The organism is Cedecea colo (genome assembly GCF_011808225.1).
GTDB lineage: Bacteria > Pseudomonadota > Gammaproteobacteria > Enterobacterales > Enterobacteriaceae > Dryocola > Dryocola colo.
The window spans coordinates 163,356-180,290 of sequence record NZ_SOYS01000009.1 but is presented as its reverse complement, the minus strand read 5'-3'; the positions used below and the strand labels follow the sequence as shown (position 1 = coordinate 180,290).

Annotated in this window: 17 protein-coding genes; 5 read left to right on the top strand and 12 right to left on the bottom strand. The window is 54.5% G+C overall.

From position 1 onward, the window contains the following. Positions 1-4: 4 nt before the first annotated feature. Genes fliI through fliF form a run of 4 tightly spaced genes read right to left on the bottom strand, consistent with a single transcriptional unit; the run spans position 5 to position 4,728 of the window. Entirely contained in the window at positions 5-1,363 is a 1,359-nt protein-coding gene (gene fliI / locus E2L00_RS17680) for a flagellar protein export ATPase FliI (RefSeq protein ID WP_167614008.1), read from the bottom strand. Then, positions 1,363-2,061 (bottom strand): flagellar assembly protein FliH, encoded by a 699-nt coding sequence (gene fliH, locus E2L00_RS17675; protein WP_167614006.1) that lies wholly within the window; start codon positions 2,059-2,061, stop codon positions 1,363-1,365. The genes fliI and fliH overlap by 1 nt, the downstream gene beginning before the upstream one ends. Then, positions 2,054-3,046 carry a flagellar motor switch protein FliG gene (fliG, locus tag E2L00_RS17670; RefSeq protein WP_167614004.1) on the bottom strand — a complete coding sequence of 331 codons (993 nt, stop codon included), beginning with the start codon at positions 3,044-3,046 and terminating at the stop codon, positions 2,054-2,056. The genes fliH and fliG overlap by 8 nt, the downstream gene beginning before the upstream one ends. Then, on the bottom strand, positions 3,043-4,728 hold the full coding sequence (gene fliF, locus E2L00_RS17665; protein WP_167614001.1) for a flagellar basal-body MS-ring/collar protein FliF: 1,686 nt from the start codon (positions 4,726-4,728) through the stop codon (positions 3,043-3,045). Before fliF ends, fliG begins: the two co-directional genes overlap by 4 nt. A gap of 229 nt (positions 4,729-4,957) precedes the next feature. On the opposite strand from fliF, the gene fliE reads away from it, so the two are divergent. Next, positions 4,958-5,269: a flagellar hook-basal body complex protein FliE gene (gene fliE, locus E2L00_RS17660; RefSeq protein ID WP_167613998.1), complete on the top strand. Its 312-nt coding sequence runs from the start codon at positions 4,958-4,960 to the stop codon at positions 5,267-5,269. Between the two features lie 23 nt (positions 5,270-5,292). On the opposite strand, the gene E2L00_RS17655 is transcribed toward fliE, so the two are convergent. The 3 genes from E2L00_RS17655 to yedE all read right to left on the bottom strand — a co-directional run bounded on the left by E2L00_RS17655 (position 5,293) and on the right by yedE (position 7,115). Continuing rightward, positions 5,293-5,592, bottom strand: coding sequence for a hypothetical protein (locus tag E2L00_RS17655; RefSeq protein ID WP_167613995.1), 300 nt, complete (start codon positions 5,590-5,592; stop codon positions 5,293-5,295). A gap of 75 nt (positions 5,593-5,667) precedes the next feature. Then, entirely contained in the window at positions 5,668-5,904 is a 237-nt protein-coding gene (gene yedF, locus E2L00_RS17650; protein WP_121269094.1) for a sulfurtransferase-like selenium metabolism protein YedF, read from the bottom strand. Next, positions 5,901-7,115: a selenium metabolism membrane protein YedE/FdhT gene (yedE, locus tag E2L00_RS17645; protein WP_167613992.1), complete on the bottom strand. Its 1,215-nt coding sequence runs from the start codon at positions 7,113-7,115 to the stop codon at positions 5,901-5,903. Before yedE ends, yedF begins: the two co-directional genes overlap by 4 nt. 253 nt (positions 7,116-7,368) lie before the next feature. Here yedE and yedD point away from each other — a divergent pair, with 253 nt between their 5' ends. Continuing rightward, positions 7,369-7,782, top strand: a complete 414-nt coding sequence (yedD, locus tag E2L00_RS17640; RefSeq protein ID WP_167613989.1) for a lipoprotein YedD — start codon at positions 7,369-7,371, stop codon at positions 7,780-7,782. A 65-nt stretch (positions 7,783-7,847) separates the two neighbouring features. Here yedD and E2L00_RS17635 read toward each other — a convergent pair whose 3' ends face one another. The 5 genes from E2L00_RS17635 to fliD form a co-directional block, all read right to left on the bottom strand. Next, complete coding sequence (locus E2L00_RS17635) at positions 7,848-9,173, bottom strand: cation:proton antiporter (protein WP_167613986.1); 1,326 nt, start codon at positions 9,171-9,173, stop codon at positions 7,848-7,850. Positions 9,174-9,301: 128 nt separating this feature from the next. After that, positions 9,302-10,789 (bottom strand): alpha-amylase, encoded by a 1,488-nt coding sequence (gene amyA / locus E2L00_RS17630; RefSeq protein WP_167613983.1) that lies wholly within the window; start codon positions 10,787-10,789, stop codon positions 9,302-9,304. Positions 10,790-10,883: 94 nt separating this feature from the next. Continuing rightward, positions 10,884-11,258, bottom strand: coding sequence for a flagella biosynthesis regulatory protein FliT (gene fliT / locus E2L00_RS17625; RefSeq protein ID WP_167613980.1), 375 nt, complete (start codon positions 11,256-11,258; stop codon positions 10,884-10,886). After that, positions 11,258-11,668 (bottom strand): flagellar export chaperone FliS, encoded by a 411-nt coding sequence (fliS, locus tag E2L00_RS17620; RefSeq protein ID WP_167613975.1) that lies wholly within the window; start codon positions 11,666-11,668, stop codon positions 11,258-11,260. The genes fliT and fliS overlap by 1 nt, the downstream gene beginning before the upstream one ends. A 17-nt stretch (positions 11,669-11,685) precedes the next feature. Beyond that, positions 11,686-13,113 (bottom strand): flagellar filament capping protein FliD, encoded by a 1,428-nt coding sequence (fliD, locus tag E2L00_RS17615; protein ID WP_167613972.1) that lies wholly within the window; start codon positions 13,111-13,113, stop codon positions 11,686-11,688. 262 nt (positions 13,114-13,375) lie between these two features. On the opposite strand from fliD, the gene E2L00_RS17610 reads away from it, so the two are divergent. The 3 genes from E2L00_RS17610 to fliZ all read left to right on the top strand — a co-directional run bounded on the left by E2L00_RS17610 (position 13,376) and on the right by fliZ (position 16,929). Continuing rightward, positions 13,376-15,457: a flagellin N-terminal helical domain-containing protein gene (locus E2L00_RS17610; RefSeq protein WP_167613969.1), complete on the top strand. Its 2,082-nt coding sequence runs from the start codon at positions 13,376-13,378 to the stop codon at positions 15,455-15,457. Positions 15,458-15,617: 160 nt separating this feature from the next. Further along, positions 15,618-16,337 carry an RNA polymerase sigma factor FliA gene (locus E2L00_RS17605; protein ID WP_167613965.1) on the top strand — a complete coding sequence of 240 codons (720 nt, stop codon included), beginning with the start codon at positions 15,618-15,620 and terminating at the stop codon, positions 16,335-16,337. Between the two features lie 37 nt (positions 16,338-16,374). Next, a complete protein-coding gene (gene fliZ / locus E2L00_RS17600; protein ID WP_167613962.1) occupies positions 16,375-16,929 on the top strand; it encodes a flagella biosynthesis regulatory protein FliZ in 555 nt (184 codons plus the stop codon). Positions 16,930-16,935 lie beyond the last annotated feature (6 nt).

Sequence of the window (16,935 nt, the reverse complement as noted above, 5' to 3'; positions counted from 1 at the left end):
CTCATCAAACCGTCGGGAAGATAAGTTCCAGCGCCGCGCAGGCGTCTTCCCAGCCACTGCGTTCAAAAATCCCCTGCTGCAAAAAGGCTTCCAGATGCGGCCAGAGCACAATGGCTTTATCGAGCATCGGATCGCTGCCTTTGGCATAGGCGCCCACGCTTACCAGGTCGCGGTTACGCTGGAAGCTGGATAACAACTGTTTAAAATTGCGTACCCGCGCATAGTGCTGGTCGGTTATCAGCGACGTCATGGCGCGGCTAATGGAAGCTTCGATATCAATCGCCGGGTAATGCCCCGCCTCGGCGAGACGACGCGAGAGAACAATGTGGCCGTCAAGAATGGCGCGCGCTGAATCCGCGATAGGGTCCTGCTGATCGTCCCCTTCGGTCAGAACGGTATAAAACGCGGTGATCGACCCACCGCCATGAATACCGTTACCGGCACGTTCCACCAGCGCCGGCAGCTTGGCGAAGACAGAAGGCGGATAGCCTTTGGTGGCCGGCGGTTCACCGATCGCCAGCGCGATTTCACGCTGCGCCATGGCATAGCGGGTGAGGGAGTCCATAATCAACAGCACATGCTGGCCACGGTCGCGGAAGTCTTCGGCGATGCGCGTGGCATAGGCTGCGCCCTGCATACGCAGCAGCGGTGAAACATCCGCAGGCGCGGCAATCACCACCGAGCGTGCGCGGCCTTCAGAGCCGAGAATGTTCTCGATAAAATCTTTTACTTCACGACCACGCTCGCCAATCAGTCCGACGACAATCACGTCGGCCTGGGTGTAACGCGCCATCATGCCCAACAGCACGCTTTTACCAACGCCGGAGCCCGCGAAAAGGCCCATACGCTGCCCGCGTCCGACGGTTAACAGCGCGTTGATCGGGCGCACGCCGACGTCCAGCACATCCTCGATGGCAGTACGCTGTAACGGGTTAAACGGAGCGGCGCCCAGCGTGCCAAAAGTGGTGGTTTCCGGCGCGGGCAGGCTGTCCAGAGGGCGTCCGCTGCCGTCAAGCACGCGGCCAAGCAGGGCCGGGCCGAGCGGCAGTTGTTTACCGTTGTGCAATCCCTCCTCGCCTGAAGAACGCGCGTAAACCCGTGCGCCAGGCAAAATGCCTTCCACTTCTTCAAGCGGCATCAGAAACAGCTTCTGGCCGTTAAAGCCAACAACTTCGGCTTCCACTTCACGGCTGTGCTGCTCAATGATGCAGGTTGCGCCGAGGGGAAGCTGTAAACCGGTCGCTTCCAGCACCAGACCCGTGGCGCGGGTCAGGCGGCCGTAGCGGCGCACGGCGGGTAATTTCGCCATGCGCTCTTCAAAACTATCCAGCGCGTTAAGCCAGCGCGTTAGCCGGGCGGTCATTACAGAACTCCCGGTGCGGCGAGGCGGCAAAGTTCCTGCCAGCGCGTTGCGACGCTGGCGTCCAGGTCGCCCTCATCGGCGGAAACTTTACAGCCGCCCTGATGCAGGCTCGGATCGCCGCGTAAACGCCAGCCGTGCAGGCTTAACGTCGCGCCCAGCACATCTTCCACGCGCTGTAGATCGTCAGGGTGAACGCGCAGCTGCGGCTTGCCGCTGAATAAAGGTTCCTGCTGCAACAGCCCCTGGATTTGTTTAATCAGCGCGGCGTTATCAATGCCCTGCGTATGGCCGATGACCTGGCGCGCCGCCTCCAGCGCCATTTGCATCAGGCGCGAGGCGATAACGCTATCGAGCGCATCGAGCGTGTGCTGAAACTCGCTGACAAGCTGCTGCATGCGAGCGTGAACGGGAAGCTGCTGCTGTTTAGCCTCATTGATACCCTGTTCAATCCCTTGCTGAAAGCCAGCCTTGCGGCCTGCTTCAACGCCTTCGGCATGCCCCGCAGCGTAACCTTCCCGGTGACCCTGTTCATGCGCCTGCATCTGCATCATCGCCAGCTGTTGCTGTAAATCCGGCTCGCTTTCTGCAGCAGGCTCTTCGGCGTTGATCTCCTGCGGCATCAGGCTTTCAAAAACCGGGCTGGCTGCCGGCTCCAGATCGTCCGGCATCCAGATTTTCCAGGGCAGCAACTCAGACATAGGTATCCTCGCTGGTGCCAATTACCATCTCGCCGGTTTCGGCCAGGCGACGAACAATAAGCAGGATGGCTTTCTGTTCGTTCTCCACCTGGGACAGACGAACCGGGCCACGGTTGGAAAGGTCGTCGCGCAGAATATCGGCCGCACGCTGCGACATATTGCGCAGGAACTTCTCGCGCAGCGGCTGTTCCGCGCCTTTGAGCGCGATCAGCAGCGACTCGGATTCCACTTCCTGCAACAGGCGCTGGATGCTGCGATCGTCCACTTCGACAAGGTTTTCGAACAGGAACATCTCGTCGATAATTTTCTGTGCCAGCTCGCGGTCGAAATCGCGAACCGCGGTAATAACCGCCTCTTCCTGCTGCGTTTTCATCAGGTTGATGATTTCGGCTGCCGTTCTCACGCCGCCCATTTTGCTGCGCTTGAGGTTCTGGCCGTCGAGCAGGTTGTTGAGCACTTCGGTCAATTCTGCCAGCGCCGCTGGCTGCACGCCGCCGAAGGTAGCAATACGCAGCATGACGTCATGGCGCAGGCGTTCGTCGAACAGCGCCAGAATATCGGCTGCCTGCGCGCGTTTGAGGTGCACAAGTATGGTTGCGATGATCTGCGGATGCTCGTCGCGAATAAGATCCGCCGCGCTCTGCGGTTCCATAAAGTTGAGCGTTTCCATGCCAGAGGTGGTTTCGCGCGTTTCGAGAATATCTTCCAGCAGGCTTGAGGCGCGCTCTTCGCCCAGCGCTTTGACCAGCACCGAACGCAGATAATCGTTGGCGTTAATGCTAAGGGCCGCGAACTGCTCCGCTTCCTGCTCAAACTCAGCCAGCACGTCGGTCAACTGTTTATTGGAGATCTGGCGGATGTTCGCCATGGCCGCACTCACGTGCTGCACTTCTCGCGGGCTGAGATGCTTGAAGACTTCAGCCGCGCGGTCTTCGCCAATAGTCATCAACAGAATGGCGCTCTTTTCGGTGCCGGTAATACTCATAGTTCGTTACTCATCCATTGGCGGATAACCAGCGCAACGACGCGCGGATCGTTATCAGACATATCGCGGATACGCTGGCTCATAACTTCGGCGCTCAGGCGCTGATTAGCTTTACGCTGTTGCTGCTGCTCGTCTTTGCTCAGGCGAACGGACACGGCTTCATCTTCTTCTGCGCGCAGGCGTTGGACTTCAACCTGGGCTTTCAGAATTTCAGTTTTACGCTGCAGCTGTGGGCGGATAGCTTTACGCCACAGCAGCCAGGCGACAATCAGCACCACTAACCAACGCCCGGCGGAGAGCAGCAGATCGAAGAAGAATTGTTGTTGCCAGAACGGCAGTTCGCCACCGGTTTCTTCGCTTGCGGTAAACGGCGAGTTCACCACGTTGAGCGTATCGCCACGCTTCTCTGAATAACCCATCGCTTCACGCGTCAGGTCTTCGATTTGCTTGAGCTGATCGTTGGTCAGCGGCAGCGGTTTGCCGTCGGCCAACTGGCGGTAGTTCACCACCACCGCAACGGACAGGCGCTGAATATCGCCCACGTTAAGCTTGGTATGGCGAATAGTGCGGTCGACTTCGTAGTTGGTTGTCTCATCGCGCTGGGTATTGCTGGAGCCCGTCTGCGCGGAGGTCGACGCAGTCTGAGTCTGGCCAGCGTTAGCCTGGTTTGTCTGGTTCGGCTGCGGAGTAGTGACGATCGGCGCGTTGTTTGGCGGAGCAGGCTGGTTAGACAGCGCGCCCGGCACGCCGCCTGGGTTGCGGCCGTTAACCTGCTCACTCTGATTCAACTGGCGTGAACGAATCGCGGACTGCGACGGATCGCTATTCGGACGATACTGTTCTTCGGTTTGTTCTTTATTGGCGAAATCGATCTGCGCGGTAACCTGGGCATGCACGTTGCCGTTGCCGACGATAGGACCAAGAATGGATTCGATCCGGCGCTGATAACGGTTTTCCACGTCGGCAGAATATTTAAGCTGCGCGTCGTTCAGGTCGCGCCCGGCGGTGTTGGACTGCGTCAGTAAATGTCCGCCCTGATCCACAAGCGTAACGTTACCCGGCGGCAGACCCGCTACGGCGCTGGAAACCATATGCACAACGGCGCTGATCTGCCCTTCGTCAAGCGCGCGTCCGGGTTGCAGGCTCAGCGTAACGGAGGCGGAAGGAGATTTTTGTTCACGGACAAATAAAGACGGTTTTGGCATGGCGAGGTGTACGCGAGCACTTTTCACCGGGCCGAGCGTTTCGATGGTGCGCGCAAGTTCGCCTTCGAGCGCGCGCTGATAGTTCACCTGCTCGCTGAACTGGCTGATACCAAACTTTTCCTGATCCAGCAGCTCAAAGCCCACCGCGCCGCCTTTCGGCAACCCAAGTTGTGCAAGACGTAAACGCAGGTCATAAACTTTATCGGCAGGGACTTCTATCGCGCTGCCGTTATCGGAGTAGCGGTAAGGGATATTCATCTGCGTCAGTTGGGTGACGATAGCGCCCCCATCCTGATCGGCCAGGTTGCTGTACAGCACTTTATAGTCAGGCTGTTTAGCCCATAAAGTCAGGGCCACAATAATAGCGATAGCCGCGGCGCCCGCGATGATTAAAGGGATTTTTGGGTTTGCGCGGATACGGGTGAGCCATTCCTGAGCTTTATTCGGCGATGTTTGTGCCTGGGCCGCAGCAGTCATTCCGCACCTCGCGGCTTAGCGTAGAGAGAATAATTCGTATAAAGAGTGGACAAAACGCGCTCCCGGGTCGACAAACACGACAAAAGTTCCAGATAGATGGCGCAGTCATTATTTTCTTTTCAGGAATTTTCGATGGCCGAATTAGCTCTATTTTTTACGCCTATTTAACGCCTTTATCCTATTGACAAGATGATAATCTTGCCGCGTTCAATAAAACCGGGGCAGGAAAATGGCAATTCAGGGGATTGAAGGGGTTATTCAGCAGCTGCAGGCTACCGCGCTTTCCGCGGGTAATCAGGCGCAGAATAACGATCCGAAAGTGAGTTTTGCCGGCGAATTACAGTCGGCGATAGGCCGCATCAGCGATACGCAAAACGCAGCGCGTACTCAGGCAGAAAAATTTGCCCTCGGCACGCCGGGCGTGGCGCTAAACGATGTGATGGTCGATCTGCAAAAATCTTCAGTTTCATTGCAGATGGGGATTCAGGTGCGTAACAAGCTGGTTACTGCCTATCAGGACATTATGAACATGCAGGTGTAGCGGCTCAGGCTCTCTGGCTCAGTTCAGTCGTCGCCTTCAATCGGATAACCCGCCCGGCGTATGGCCTCTTTGCTGTCGTTCACGCCGTTGCTGTAAGCCGCGTCGATTTCGCAGACCGGGCTTGAACTGCAGGGCGGGAGCCGGACAGGCGTCGACAATTGCTTCTCTAAAATTTCGATTTTTTGCCGCGCTAGCAGTAATTCACCCAAAGCTTCGTCACATTGAGCAAGCTGCGCGCCGGTTGCCGTTTCACGCAGTGGATGTGCCTCTTGTTTGAGCCAGACGCGGATCGCTTCCAGATGCTCGTTGCTCAGCTTGTTCATAAAGGCTCCCGGTTTGAGGTTTATACGCCGCAAAATCCTGCGGGGGCGAACCCGCAGGTATAAAACTCGATGCCGCTAACGCTGAATTAAATAGCGAATCGTCGGGCCATCCTGCTGAATGTCCAGCACGGTATAGCCGTGATTTTGGGCGTCGAGCGGAATGTTATTGATGGACTGCGGGCAGTCGCTGACCACCTCCAGAATCTGCCCCTTTTTCAGCTGCGGCATGGCTTCAAGCGTGGCCACCGCCGGGTAAGGGCAGGGCTCGCCAACCATATCCAGACGAAAATCCGGCACGATATTCTGACTCATACATTCTCCTCAATGGTCTGGTTAGAGGCGACGCTTTTGCGCCTGAAAAAGCGCTTTTCCCAACCGACGAGCAACAGGAAGGCGGCCAGCAGCATTAAATAAGTGACCAGCAGTCCGCCCAGCGGGCCAAAGGTATTTAACAGGTTAATTTTATCCCAGCTGGTGGCGAGCGCAGGGGAGAGGCTGTCCCAGTAATAAGCAAGAATAGTCGAGCCGATAACGTTTCCCAGCCCAACCCACCAGTAATGCACCTGGCCTTCAACGGCGCGGTACATCCAGCCGGTTTCGCAGCCGCCCGCTAATACAATGCCAAAGCCGAACAGCAGGCCGCCCAATACCGCATTCGGACCGGCCCACATGATTTTGGCCTCCACACCGAGCTGCACGTAACTGAAGATACCGATGGCACTCACGGCCATGCCAAGAATAATCGCCTTTGCCATGTGCGTGCGGCCGGTTATCCACATATCGCGAAAAGCCGAGGTGAAGCAGATTTGCGCGCGTTCAATCAGCAGGCCAAAACCTATGCCAAACAGCATCGCCATCCCGAGTTTTGGCTGGTTCATGGCGGTCAGCGCGGCCCAGCCCAGCATGCCGATAAATACCAGCATCCCGATACGGAAACGGCGTTTTGCCTGCGCGGGCTTTTGCGTTAATGGCGAAGCGGCGGAGACTTTTTGCAGCTTAACCGGAATGCGGAACATCGGTAACAGCGTGAAGCGCGCGCCAAACCATGAACCCAACGCCGTTGCCAGCGCAAAGAACCAGGCATGGAGCGAGAACTGAGGAATGCCGGTGAAAAACGCCGCCAGGTTGCAGCCCATCGCCAGACGCGCGCCGAACCCGGCGATAATCCCGCCCGCAACCGCCTGAATGATACGGATGCGGTGTTGCGGCATGCGCAGCTTAACGTTATTGGCCCAGAGCGCGGCGGCAAAGCAGCCGCCGAACATGCCGATAATCATCATGCCGTCGATACGCGTCAGCGGGCTGCCGTCCAGGTGAATGAGTTTGTAATAACCCCACTCTTCGGCATGCACGCCCATAAGCTGCAACAGCTGCCCGCCCCAGCGGGTAAATTCCCCCGTCACGGCCCAGAAGGTGCCGGTAATACCGAAATAGTAAGTTGAAAGGATACCGGCTGCGATAACCGCAGGCATCGGCGCCCAGAATTTGATGAGATACTGCTGCTTAAAATGGTGCCAGGACATGTGCCGCCTCTGAACTCAGAAGGTGGTGAAAGAAGGCGGCTATTAAATCATTTTTTCAGCCTCCGCCAAACGACTGCGCCAGCACTTTGGAAAAACTTCATTTTTTAATGATTTTTGTCAAGCAAGCGGGCGGTTGGGCTTAGCCATTACGGAGTACGGCGGGCGGCCATTATTGTTTCTGTTTCCTTTGCAACACTGGCGGGCTAAATGCTTTAATGCCAAAATTATTTTTTCTCCGCAGTCAGGATAGACGATGAAGAAGGTTGCAGTTTTAGCGGCGTTGCTGGCCCTGAGTGGTTGTGTGCAGGTCGATGATTTCCGTGAAGTGGTGAAGGCGCCGGCACCGGCCGGGCTTGCAGGTTACTGGCAGTCGGAAGGGCCGCAAAGCGAGATGGTGAGTCCGGAAGCCATTGCCACGCTTGTGGTCACGCCAGAAGGGGACACGCTCGATTGCCGTCAGTGGCAGCGTGTGATCGCTCTGCCGGGCAAACTGATGCTGCGTTCTGACTCGCTGTATAACGTCACAGCAAAGCGCGAGATTTACGACGTAGAGCTTGAGGGCGATACGCTGGAGTATGCCGGTATGACGCTTAAGCGCGTGGATCGTCCAACCCAGGAATGTACGGATTACCTAGAAAAACATCCGCTCGCCACGCCGCTTCGCTAACGCTTTTTTCCCCTGAGCCAGCAAACTTGCTCAGGGGAGACGTTCTCATGCTTCCCCGCAGTCCATTACGTTTGCTTGCGCCGTAACGCCAGTAAAGGGTTCACGGAAATGCCATGCACTATGACGCTTGCCACCACCAGCGTTAGCGCGCAGTCCATCATATAGTTGGCCTCATCGCCGCGCATGCCGTGCGTCCAGGCATAAGCGATATAGTTCAGGCTTCCTATGCCGCGTATACCGAGCCAGCTAATAGCCATACGCTGATATGCGGGCGTTGAGACGCCCCACGTCACCGCGTATACCGCCAGCGGGCGAATAATGATAAAAAGCAGCGCCGCTATCAGAAGCCCGTCGGGCTGCCAGTGCTGGGCAAGGGTGATGCCCAGAATGATGATCAGTACGGCGGCAAAAAGGCGCTCGACGGTATCGCCAAAAGAGAGGGCGTCGCCGATCACCAGCCCCATTGCTTTTACGCGGGTTGTTTCTGCAAATTCGTGTCTTTGATGCGGATTAACCATGATTTCAGCCGGCAACGCGGTGCCGTCTTCTTCCTCGCGCTCTTCGGGGAAATAGCGCTGAACTTTAATCTCCGCTTTCCTTAACCCAACCCCCGCGGCAAAAGCGGCGAGGAAACCCGAAGCGCCAAGCGAAAGCGCAATGGCGTAGCTAAGCGCTATCAGCGACAGCGCAATAAAATCACTTGGCGCAAACTCGCGCTGGGTATAGCGGAAATGCGTAGCCAGCAGCCCGACGGCGTATCCCAGCATGTAGCCGATAAAGACGCCTGCGACCAGGGCCCAGATCACTTCTATCGTAAACCAGTGGGCAAGCGCCGATGGGGTTATCCCGTCGCTGCTGCTAAAAAGCATCAGCGCCAGCACCAGCAGAGGCAAGGCGGTGCCGTCGTTCATCCCCGCCTCGGTGGAAAGCGACAGGCGCAGGCTATCGTCGTCGCGTGCGTCGTTAATGGCAATCAGGCTGGCCAGTACCGGATCGGTCGGCGCGATGATCGCCGCGAAGGCAAGCGAGATGGGCCAGCTCATCCCCAGAAGATAATGCGCGGCAAGCATAATACTGCCCACGGTCAGTAACATGGCGGGGCCCGCCAGCAGCACGCCCATTTTCCAGCCTGCCGACCTGAAGGGTATGCGGATTTTTAGGCCGGTCATAAATAGCGACGCCGCCATTGCCACTTCGGAAACGTGGGCGATGATGGTGGAATATTTGACGATATCAATATTGAGCAGGTTCAGAACCCAGGGGCCGCAGACAATACCAACCAGCAGATAAAGACCAAAAAGAGGAACGACGCTGCGGCTGATCCAGCCATAGCTTAACGACATCAATAACAGCAAAGCACCAGACGCGGCGGTCCAGGTTACAAAATTCATCTACGGGTTTCTCGCTAACTACTTTTCAGTAGCCAAAAGGCCTTATGGGTAAATATAAGCTTAGGATAAATTTTGCGGCTTCGTCGCGGCGGGCGGCATGGTCCTCTCCCGGAGGAGAGGACTAACCATCACAGCACGTCTTCCAGCACCCACACGCTCACGCTTCCGCCATTGCAGGTAAATGTTGCGCTGCCGTTTTCATCGGTGGTGAGGGTCTCTTCCCGGTTGCCCAGATAGTCCCGCCAGTTTTTGCTGCCGTAGTTTTCGCCAAGCTCAATGGTTTTTTCACCTTCATCGCCGTTAGAGAGCACGACCACGCAGCCTGGATAGTCATCCGTGCCGCTGCGGCTAAACGCGATACAGTTTGGATGATCGAAATAAAGCGTTTGCACGCCGTGGGCGAAGCGTTCGCGGGCGTGAATCAGATCGTCGAGATGTTCCACTATCGGCATGTCAATGTGATAGGTTTCGCCGTCGCCGCCCTCATCGTCATAGCTTGCGCCGAAAAGGTCGGGATAAAACACGGAAGGAACGCCGTTCTCACGCAGTAAAATTAAGGCGTAGGCGAGGGGTTTAAACCAGGCCTCAACGGGCGCTTCAAGCGACTGTAGCGGCTGGGTATCGTGATTGGCTACCAGCGTCACGGCGTGGAACGGATCGGCCTCCACCAGCGTGCCGGTGAAGATTTGACTCATATCGTAGTCGTGGCCCTGCTGCGAAGCCTGGTGAAAGTTCATCTGTAGCGGGGCGTCAAACAGCATCGTTTTGCCTTCCACCTGAGCGATATACTCCTGAAGCTTATCAACGTCATGTGACCAGTATTCCGCCACGATAAACAGGGGCGTTTCCGTTACGTCCTGGACGTGCTCTATCCATTCTTTATAGAACCAGGCGGGAATATGTTTGACGGCATCAAGGCGAAAACCGTCGCAGCCGGTTTCCTGCATCACCCAGCGCGCCCAGTATTTGATTTCTTCCGTCACCGCGTGGTTACGGAAGTCGATATTATTCCCCATCAGATAATCGAAGTTTCCCAGCTCGTCATCCACCTGCTCGTTCCAGCCCTCGCCGGTGTAATCGTTGATGATTTTAAAGATGCCTTCTTCGTCGGGATTTTCGATATGGTCTACGCCGCTAAAGCATTTGTAGTCCCAGATGAAGCGGGAATATTTGCCTTCGCGGGCGGGGAAGGTGTAGCGCGTCCAGGCCTCACACTCAACGATCTCGTCGTCGATTTCATTACGGTTATCTGCGTTGACGCGGTTAACGCGAATGTGCTCTTTCTCATCCGCACCCATTTTGTGGTTCACCACCACGTCCAGCAACACCGCAATATTGTTATCTTTAAGCGCCTTGACGGCGGCCAGAAGCTGCGCCTTATCGCCGTATTTAGTGGCGACGCTGCCTTTTTGATCGAACTCCCCAAGATCGAATAGATCGTAAACGTCATAGCCTACGGAGTGCCCGCCCGAGCTGCCTTTGTAAGCAGGAGGCAACCAGACCATATTGATGCCGATTTCATTAAGATTAGGGGCCAGCGCTGCAACTTCAGGCCACAACTCACCGCCACCAGGAGAATACCAGTGAAAGCATTGCAACAACGTTGGGTTACGCATAGTCAGGTTCCATGAGACAGGGATCTCAATTATGGATGATATACCTGAAAATGCCTGGTGCGAAAAAGCTCCTTCTTTGCCGCACCTTAGGGCGTCAGGGGAGGGTATCCAGTTTGTCCTGCGGCGCCAGAATGTGTCCACCCTGTTTACCGTAGGCGGTTAATACCGATTTTTGTATGGAAGATTGCCCCACCAGTTTGGCAAGCTCGGCCATACGCGCCTGCAGCAGACGCTTAACTTCGCTTTCATTGTTCAGAATAGCGCGGAGCACGGGGCGAAGCTGCTCCTGCGTTTGCGCTGAAGGCTGAATATCCTGCATGAATTGAGTCAGTTTATGCACCGCATTAACGTAATCCATTTCACTGGCGATTAATTCTTCCCATAATCCTTCGCGGGCGAGGTGCAGCATCTTCTTACTTTTTTCCAGTAACTGCTGATAAAGGGTATACAGTTGCGGTGCATGGCTCATTAGACTGCTTCCCGAGTGTGGTTAGGCGCCTGAGCAACCTCTTTCCAGGCGTCCGCAATGTTTCTCAGCAGATTCTCGACCTCTTCGATCGCGCTGACATCATTACGTAAATTGGCCTGGAGGAGACGTCGCACCATATAAGCATAAAGCGCGACCAGATTCTGAGTCAGCTCATCGCCGCTCTCTTCGTCGATCCCGTTTTTAAGCCCGTTCTCAATGATGTTGATGGCTTTAGAGAGTGAAAGCCCTTTCCCTTCCAGATTGCCGTCCTGCAAAAAAAGACGAGCGCGTACTAACGAGCTGAGCGCGCCATCAAACAACATGGTGACCAGTTGCTGTTGGCTGGCGCTCATGACTGCGCTTTCAACCCCGATTTTTGCGTAGGCCTGAGTGCCTTTTGCGCCGTACATGTCTTCTCCTGAATTAATTAGCTGCTACTGCTGGAGCTGCTGGTGGACTCGAACTGTTGAGTCAGGTAGCTGCTGGTGGAGTTCAGCGAGTTCATCAGCACGTCCAGTTGGGTAAATTGCGCTTTATAACGCGCGACTAAGGTGTCGATGCGGTCGCTGGCATCATTGTATTGTTTGGTCAGGTTATTCAGCGTCTTGCTCACGCCGTCTTTTGCCGCCTGGATAATCCCGGTGGTGGAGAGCCAGCTGGTCAGGTTGCTGCCGATGACGGTAGTGATACCGGTAGCTTTACCGTCGCCGACGATCATATCTTTAACCCCGGAAGCATCTTTTTTCAGCGCCGCTTCCAGCTTGTCGTCATCCACTTCCAGCTGCCCGGTACTCGCATCCGAAGAGATACCAATCTGTGCCAGCGTCTTGAATGTCGCGCTACCCGACGTATTGCTGAGCAGGCCTTTTAACTGCGTCTGGATAGTGCGCAGGGTAGTGTCGCCAAGCAGCGCGCCGTTGCTGGAGTCCTGGCTGTCTGTCCCGGCATCTACGGCGGTATATTTGGTTAAGCTGCTGAAGGTATCCTGCAATGAGTTATAGGCGTCGACCCAGGATTTGATAGCGCTTTCAGCTTTCGATGTATCGTTGGTAATGGTCAGCGTCTGGTTGCCAGTAGTGACATCGTTCAGATTAAGAGTGATGTCTTCCAGCGCATCGCTGATGGTGTTGCTGCTGTTTACGATTGGGACGTTGTTAACAGTAAGCTCGGCATTTTGTGCGGTAACGCTCTCTTCCATGCCGTTATCGGCGTCGGTGCTGGTGCCGTTGTAGCCCATAAAGTCCTTCAGGGCGCTGTCGCTGTTGCTGCTGAAACTCAGGGACATAGCGTTGTCGCTGCCGGTATCGTCAGAGGTAACAGACAGGCGGTATTCACCGTTTCCGACGTTGATAATACTGGCGCTGACGCCGGCTTTGGCATTATTGATGGCGTCGCGAATGCCGTTCAGCGAAGAGTTGGCCGCGCTGATATCAATGGTGACCGGGTCTTTGCCGCCGCCCTGCTGGATAGTCAGCACGCTGTCGCCGGTGGCGATGGCCGCTTTGCTGTCGGTTTGAGTGTTTTTAGTCGTCAGCGTCTGCGCCTGCGCCAGCTGAGAGACGCTAATCGTATATTTCCCGGCAATCGCACTGCCGGTAGTGGTGGCGCTGAAAGCCGTGCTGCTGCTGGCGGTTGTCGTGGCGGTAAATAAATCGGCTTTGTTCAGGGCAGTGTTGGCGGTCTGGAAGGTTTCCAGCGCGCTTTTCAACGTGCCGTAGGCGCTCAGTTTGGCGGTATAGGAGGTCTGCTGAGTCGAAATGGGGGTTAGCGTGGATTTTTCCGCCGCTTCCAGGCTGTCCAGTATGCTGCTTAGATCCAGGCCCGACCCGACTCCCAGCGTTGAAATACTTGCCATGTAAATTCCTTATTGTATCGACGCATAAAATGAATACCGGGATTATCGGCCTGAATAAGGCAAAGTTTACGGTTAATTTCTTTTTTTTAATGGCGGGAATAGCGGTAAGGAGAAAGAGTATTTCCGGCGCTAAAAATTATTCGGGGCGGCGAAAAAAATTCTAAAGGTTGTTGGGGACCAGACGATAACAGGTTTAACGGCGACGAAGCCGAGGGGTGGAAACCCAATCTAAACCGTAGATTTGAACACAGGAAACTAAATCATGGCACAAGTCATTAATACCAACAGCCTCTCGCTGATCACTCAGAACAACATCAACAAAAACCAGTCGGCAATGTCTACTGCCATTGAGCGTCTGTCTTCCGGTCTGCGTATCAACAGCGCCAAAGATGACGCCGCGGGCCAGGCGATTGCTAACCGTTTCACTTCTAACATCAAAGGTCTGACTCAGGCTGCACGTAACGCCAACGACGGCATTTCTGCTGCGCAGACCACCGAAGGCGCACTGTCTGAAATTAACAACAACTTACAGCGTGTGCGTGAGCTGACCGTGCAGGCGACTACCGGGACTAACTCCGAGTCCGATCTGGACTCCATCCAGGACGAAATCAAATCCCGTCTGGATGAAATTGATCGCGTATCCGGCCAGACAACGTTTAACGGCGTGAACGTGCTGGCAAAAGATGGTTCCATGAAAATTCAGGTTGGCGCCAATGATGGTGAAACTATCACTATCGATCTGAAAAAAATCGACTCTTCTACTCTGGGTCTGAACAGCTTCAACGTTAACGGTAAAGGTGAAGTGGCAAATACCGCAGCAACTACCGACGATTTGAAACTGGCTGGTTATAAAGCTGGTACTACCGATAGTAGCGGCGTTACCGCTTATACTAATGAGAAAGGGAACGCTGCTGCAAAAGCATCGGATGTACTGGCACAAATTACAAATGGTTCTACCATCGACTTTACAGGCACTGCAAACGGCTTAGATGTTGCTGCAACAACTAAATATAAGTACGATTCCGCAACCAAATCATACAGCTTTGACGCTTCAGGCGTAGATACAGCGAAAGCGCTGAGCGTTATCAATCCAGGCGCGGGTGATGTTTCTAAGGCAACGGTGACCATTGGTACTGAAAAGCAAGATGTTAATATCGCCCAGGACGGTACAATTACCGCCGCGGATGATAATGCCAAGTTGTATTTAGATAAGCAGGGCAACCTGACTAAAACCAACGCAGGCGGTGTCACTGAAGCAAAATGGGATGGCCTGGTTTCCAACACCAATCAAGATACCGGCGCTGCGGTCGATACAAAAATCGAAGTCACCTCCGGTGCGGCATCTGGCATGAAGGTTGAATATGCTGGCAATTATGCATCAGTACCAGTAAGTACCTCTGATATTAAGACGGCGGATGGTTTCAATGCGTCGGTTAAAATCGGTAGCGGTGCAGCTCAAGATATTAAGGTTGATGACAGCGGTAAAATTACAGATACAACCGGCACTGCCATGTATTTCAAAGCTGATGGCACCCTTACTACTGATGCTAATGACGGTTCCGGTACTGATTACGACGCCGCAACATTAGGAACGTTAGCTGCTAATTCTCAAGGCTCCAAGCTCACCGTTACTACCGGTACAGATGCAGGTAAAATCTATGATAACGCTGGTAATGGCGCAGATTATACAGCCGAAAAAACGCTCGTTGAGATTAAAGATGCGCATATCAGCGCTGACAGCATGGCGGCTATTACAGATGGTAAAGGCTTTACTGCAACTATCGCTTCTGTAGATGCTGACGGTAATCCAGTTAGAGATACTGATAATAACCCAATAACTACGGCTTATGAGGTAGCTGCTGGTGCTGGTGGCAAAGTGACAGGGGAAATAAACGGAGTGGATGATACAATTCTCTATGTAGGCGATAACGGTGCATTTACCGGTACGTCTACTAAAACCCTTTATGCGCAAAGCAATGGTGCTATCACCAACGATACTGGCGGCACCATCTACGAAACTGCTGATGGCAAGTTGACCACTGAAGCGACCACTGCTTCTGAATCCACTGCTGACCCACTGAAAGCACTGGACGACGCGATCAGCCAGATCGATAAATTCCGTTCTTCTCTGGGTGCGGTGCAGAACCGTCTGGATTCTGCGGTAACCAACCTGAACAACACCACTACTAACCTGTCTGAAGCGCAGTCCCGTATTCAGGACGCCGACTATGCGACCGAAGTGTCCAATATGTCTAAAGCGCAGATTATCCAGCAGGCCGGTAACTCCGTACTGGCAAAAGCGAACCAGGTTCCACAGCAGATTCTGTCTCTGCTGCAGGGCTAATCATCTTTTACCTGATAAACCCCGCTCCGGCGGGGTTTTTTCGTTGTAATTGCTCTTACGCACTAAATAACCCCCCCTTTCACCCACTATTCTTGCGATTAAAAGCCCTCCAGAAACGGATAATCATGCCGATAACTCAACTAACGCAGGGCTGTTTATCGTGGAATCACTGTATACCGCTGATGGTGTGATGGATAAACACTCGCTGTGGCAGCGTTATGTCCCGCTGGTGCGCCACGAAGCATTGCGCCTGCAGGTGCGATTGCCGGCGAGTGTGGAACTTGACGATCTGCTACAGGCGGGTGGCATCGGTTTGTTAAATGCAGTGGAACGTTACGATGCCCTGCAAGGAACGGCATTTACTACCTACGCGGTGCAGCGCATTCGCGGGTCGATGCTTGATGAGTTGCGCAGCCGTGACTGGGTGCCGCGCAGCGTCAGGCGTAACGCACGCGGGGTCGCGCAAGCGATTGGTCAACTGGAGCAAGAGCTGGGACGCAACGCCACTGAAACCGAGGTGGCCGCGAAGCTTAATATCCCACTCGAGGACTATCGCCAGATGTTGCTCGATACAAACAACAGCCAGCTCTTCTCTTATGACGAGTGGCGTGAAGAGCATGGCGACAGTATCGAACTGGTCACCGAGGAGCATCAGCAGGCGAATCCTCTGCAGCATTTGCTGGAGAGTAATTTACGCAGCCGTGTGATGGACGCGATTGAAGCGTTGCCGGAACGCGAACAGCTGGTGTTGACGCTTTACTATCAGGAGGAGCTGAATCTCAAGGAGATTGGCGCCGTTCTGGAAGTGGGGGAATCTCGCGTGAGTCAGTTGCACAGCCAGGCCATTAAACGCTTACGCACCAAATTAGGTAAGTTGTAAGGAGTGCCGCACGATTATCTCACCACTGGAAATTATCATGACGGTGCAGCAACCAAAAAGACGGCCTCTAAGCCGCTACCTTAAAGATTTTAAGCACACACAGACCCACTGCGCGCATTGCGGCAAGCTCCTGGATCGCATCACGCTTACCTGCCGTGGCGAAATCGTCAATAAAACGACCATTGCGCAGCTTGATACGCTCATTGATGACGCCGACTGGCAGGTGGAAAAACAGGCGTGGACGGCGCTGTGCCGTTTTTGCGGCGACCTGCATTGCAAAGAGCAGGGCAACTACTTCGATATCATCGGGTTTAAGCAGTATCTGTTCGAACAAACCGAGATGAGCCACGGCACCGTCCGTGAGTATGTTGTGCGCCTGCGCCGCCTGGGTAATCACCTTGCAGAGCAGGCCATTTCTATGCATTCTTTATTGCAGAGCCTTCATGACGACACGCTGGACGCCTGGCTTCCGCAAACCAGCACCAATAACTACCGTATTGCGCTGCGCAAATACTGGCAGTTTCAGGTACAGCTCACAGATACGGCCTGCGCCTACCGCCAGGAAAATCATATAACTTCCGATATATATTAATATGGA

What these genes read in the sequence shown, in the direction of transcription:
- fliI (WP_167614008.1), bottom strand. Translation starts at nt 1,363, where the DNA reads ATGACCGCCCGGCTAACGCGCTGGCTTAACGCGCTGGATAGTTTTGAA.
- fliH (WP_167614006.1), bottom strand. Translation starts at nt 2,061, where the DNA reads ATGTCTGAGTTGCTGCCCTGGAAAATCTGGATGCCGGACGATCTGGAG.
- fliG (WP_167614004.1), bottom strand. Translation starts at nt 3,046, where the DNA reads ATGAGTATTACCGGCACCGAAAAGAGCGCCATTCTGTTGATGACTATT.
- fliF (WP_167614001.1), bottom strand. Translation starts at nt 4,728, where the DNA reads ATGACTGCTGCGGCCCAGGCACAAACATCGCCGAATAAAGCTCAGGAA.
- fliE (WP_167613998.1), top strand. Translation starts at nt 4,958, where the DNA reads ATGGCAATTCAGGGGATTGAAGGGGTTATTCAGCAGCTGCAGGCTACC.
- E2L00_RS17655 (WP_167613995.1), bottom strand. Translation starts at nt 5,592, where the DNA reads ATGAACAAGCTGAGCAACGAGCATCTGGAAGCGATCCGCGTCTGGCTC.
- yedF (WP_121269094.1), bottom strand. Translation starts at nt 5,904, where the DNA reads ATGAGTCAGAATATCGTGCCGGATTTTCGTCTGGATATGGTTGGCGAG.
- yedE (WP_167613992.1), bottom strand. Translation starts at nt 7,115, where the DNA reads ATGTCCTGGCACCATTTTAAGCAGCAGTATCTCATCAAATTCTGGGCG.
- yedD (WP_167613989.1), top strand. Translation starts at nt 7,369, where the DNA reads ATGAAGAAGGTTGCAGTTTTAGCGGCGTTGCTGGCCCTGAGTGGTTGT.
- E2L00_RS17635 (WP_167613986.1), bottom strand. Translation starts at nt 9,173, where the DNA reads ATGAATTTTGTAACCTGGACCGCCGCGTCTGGTGCTTTGCTGTTATTG.
- amyA (WP_167613983.1), bottom strand. Translation starts at nt 10,789, where the DNA reads ATGCGTAACCCAACGTTGTTGCAATGCTTTCACTGGTATTCTCCTGGT.
- fliT (WP_167613980.1), bottom strand. Translation starts at nt 11,258, where the DNA reads ATGAGCCATGCACCGCAACTGTATACCCTTTATCAGCAGTTACTGGAA.
- fliS (WP_167613975.1), bottom strand. Translation starts at nt 11,668, where the DNA reads ATGTACGGCGCAAAAGGCACTCAGGCCTACGCAAAAATCGGGGTTGAA.
- fliD (WP_167613972.1), bottom strand. Translation starts at nt 13,113, where the DNA reads ATGGCAAGTATTTCAACGCTGGGAGTCGGGTCGGGCCTGGATCTAAGC.
- E2L00_RS17610 (WP_167613969.1), top strand. Translation starts at nt 13,376, where the DNA reads ATGGCACAAGTCATTAATACCAACAGCCTCTCGCTGATCACTCAGAAC.
- fliZ (WP_167613962.1), top strand. Translation starts at nt 16,375, where the DNA reads ATGACGGTGCAGCAACCAAAAAGACGGCCTCTAAGCCGCTACCTTAAA.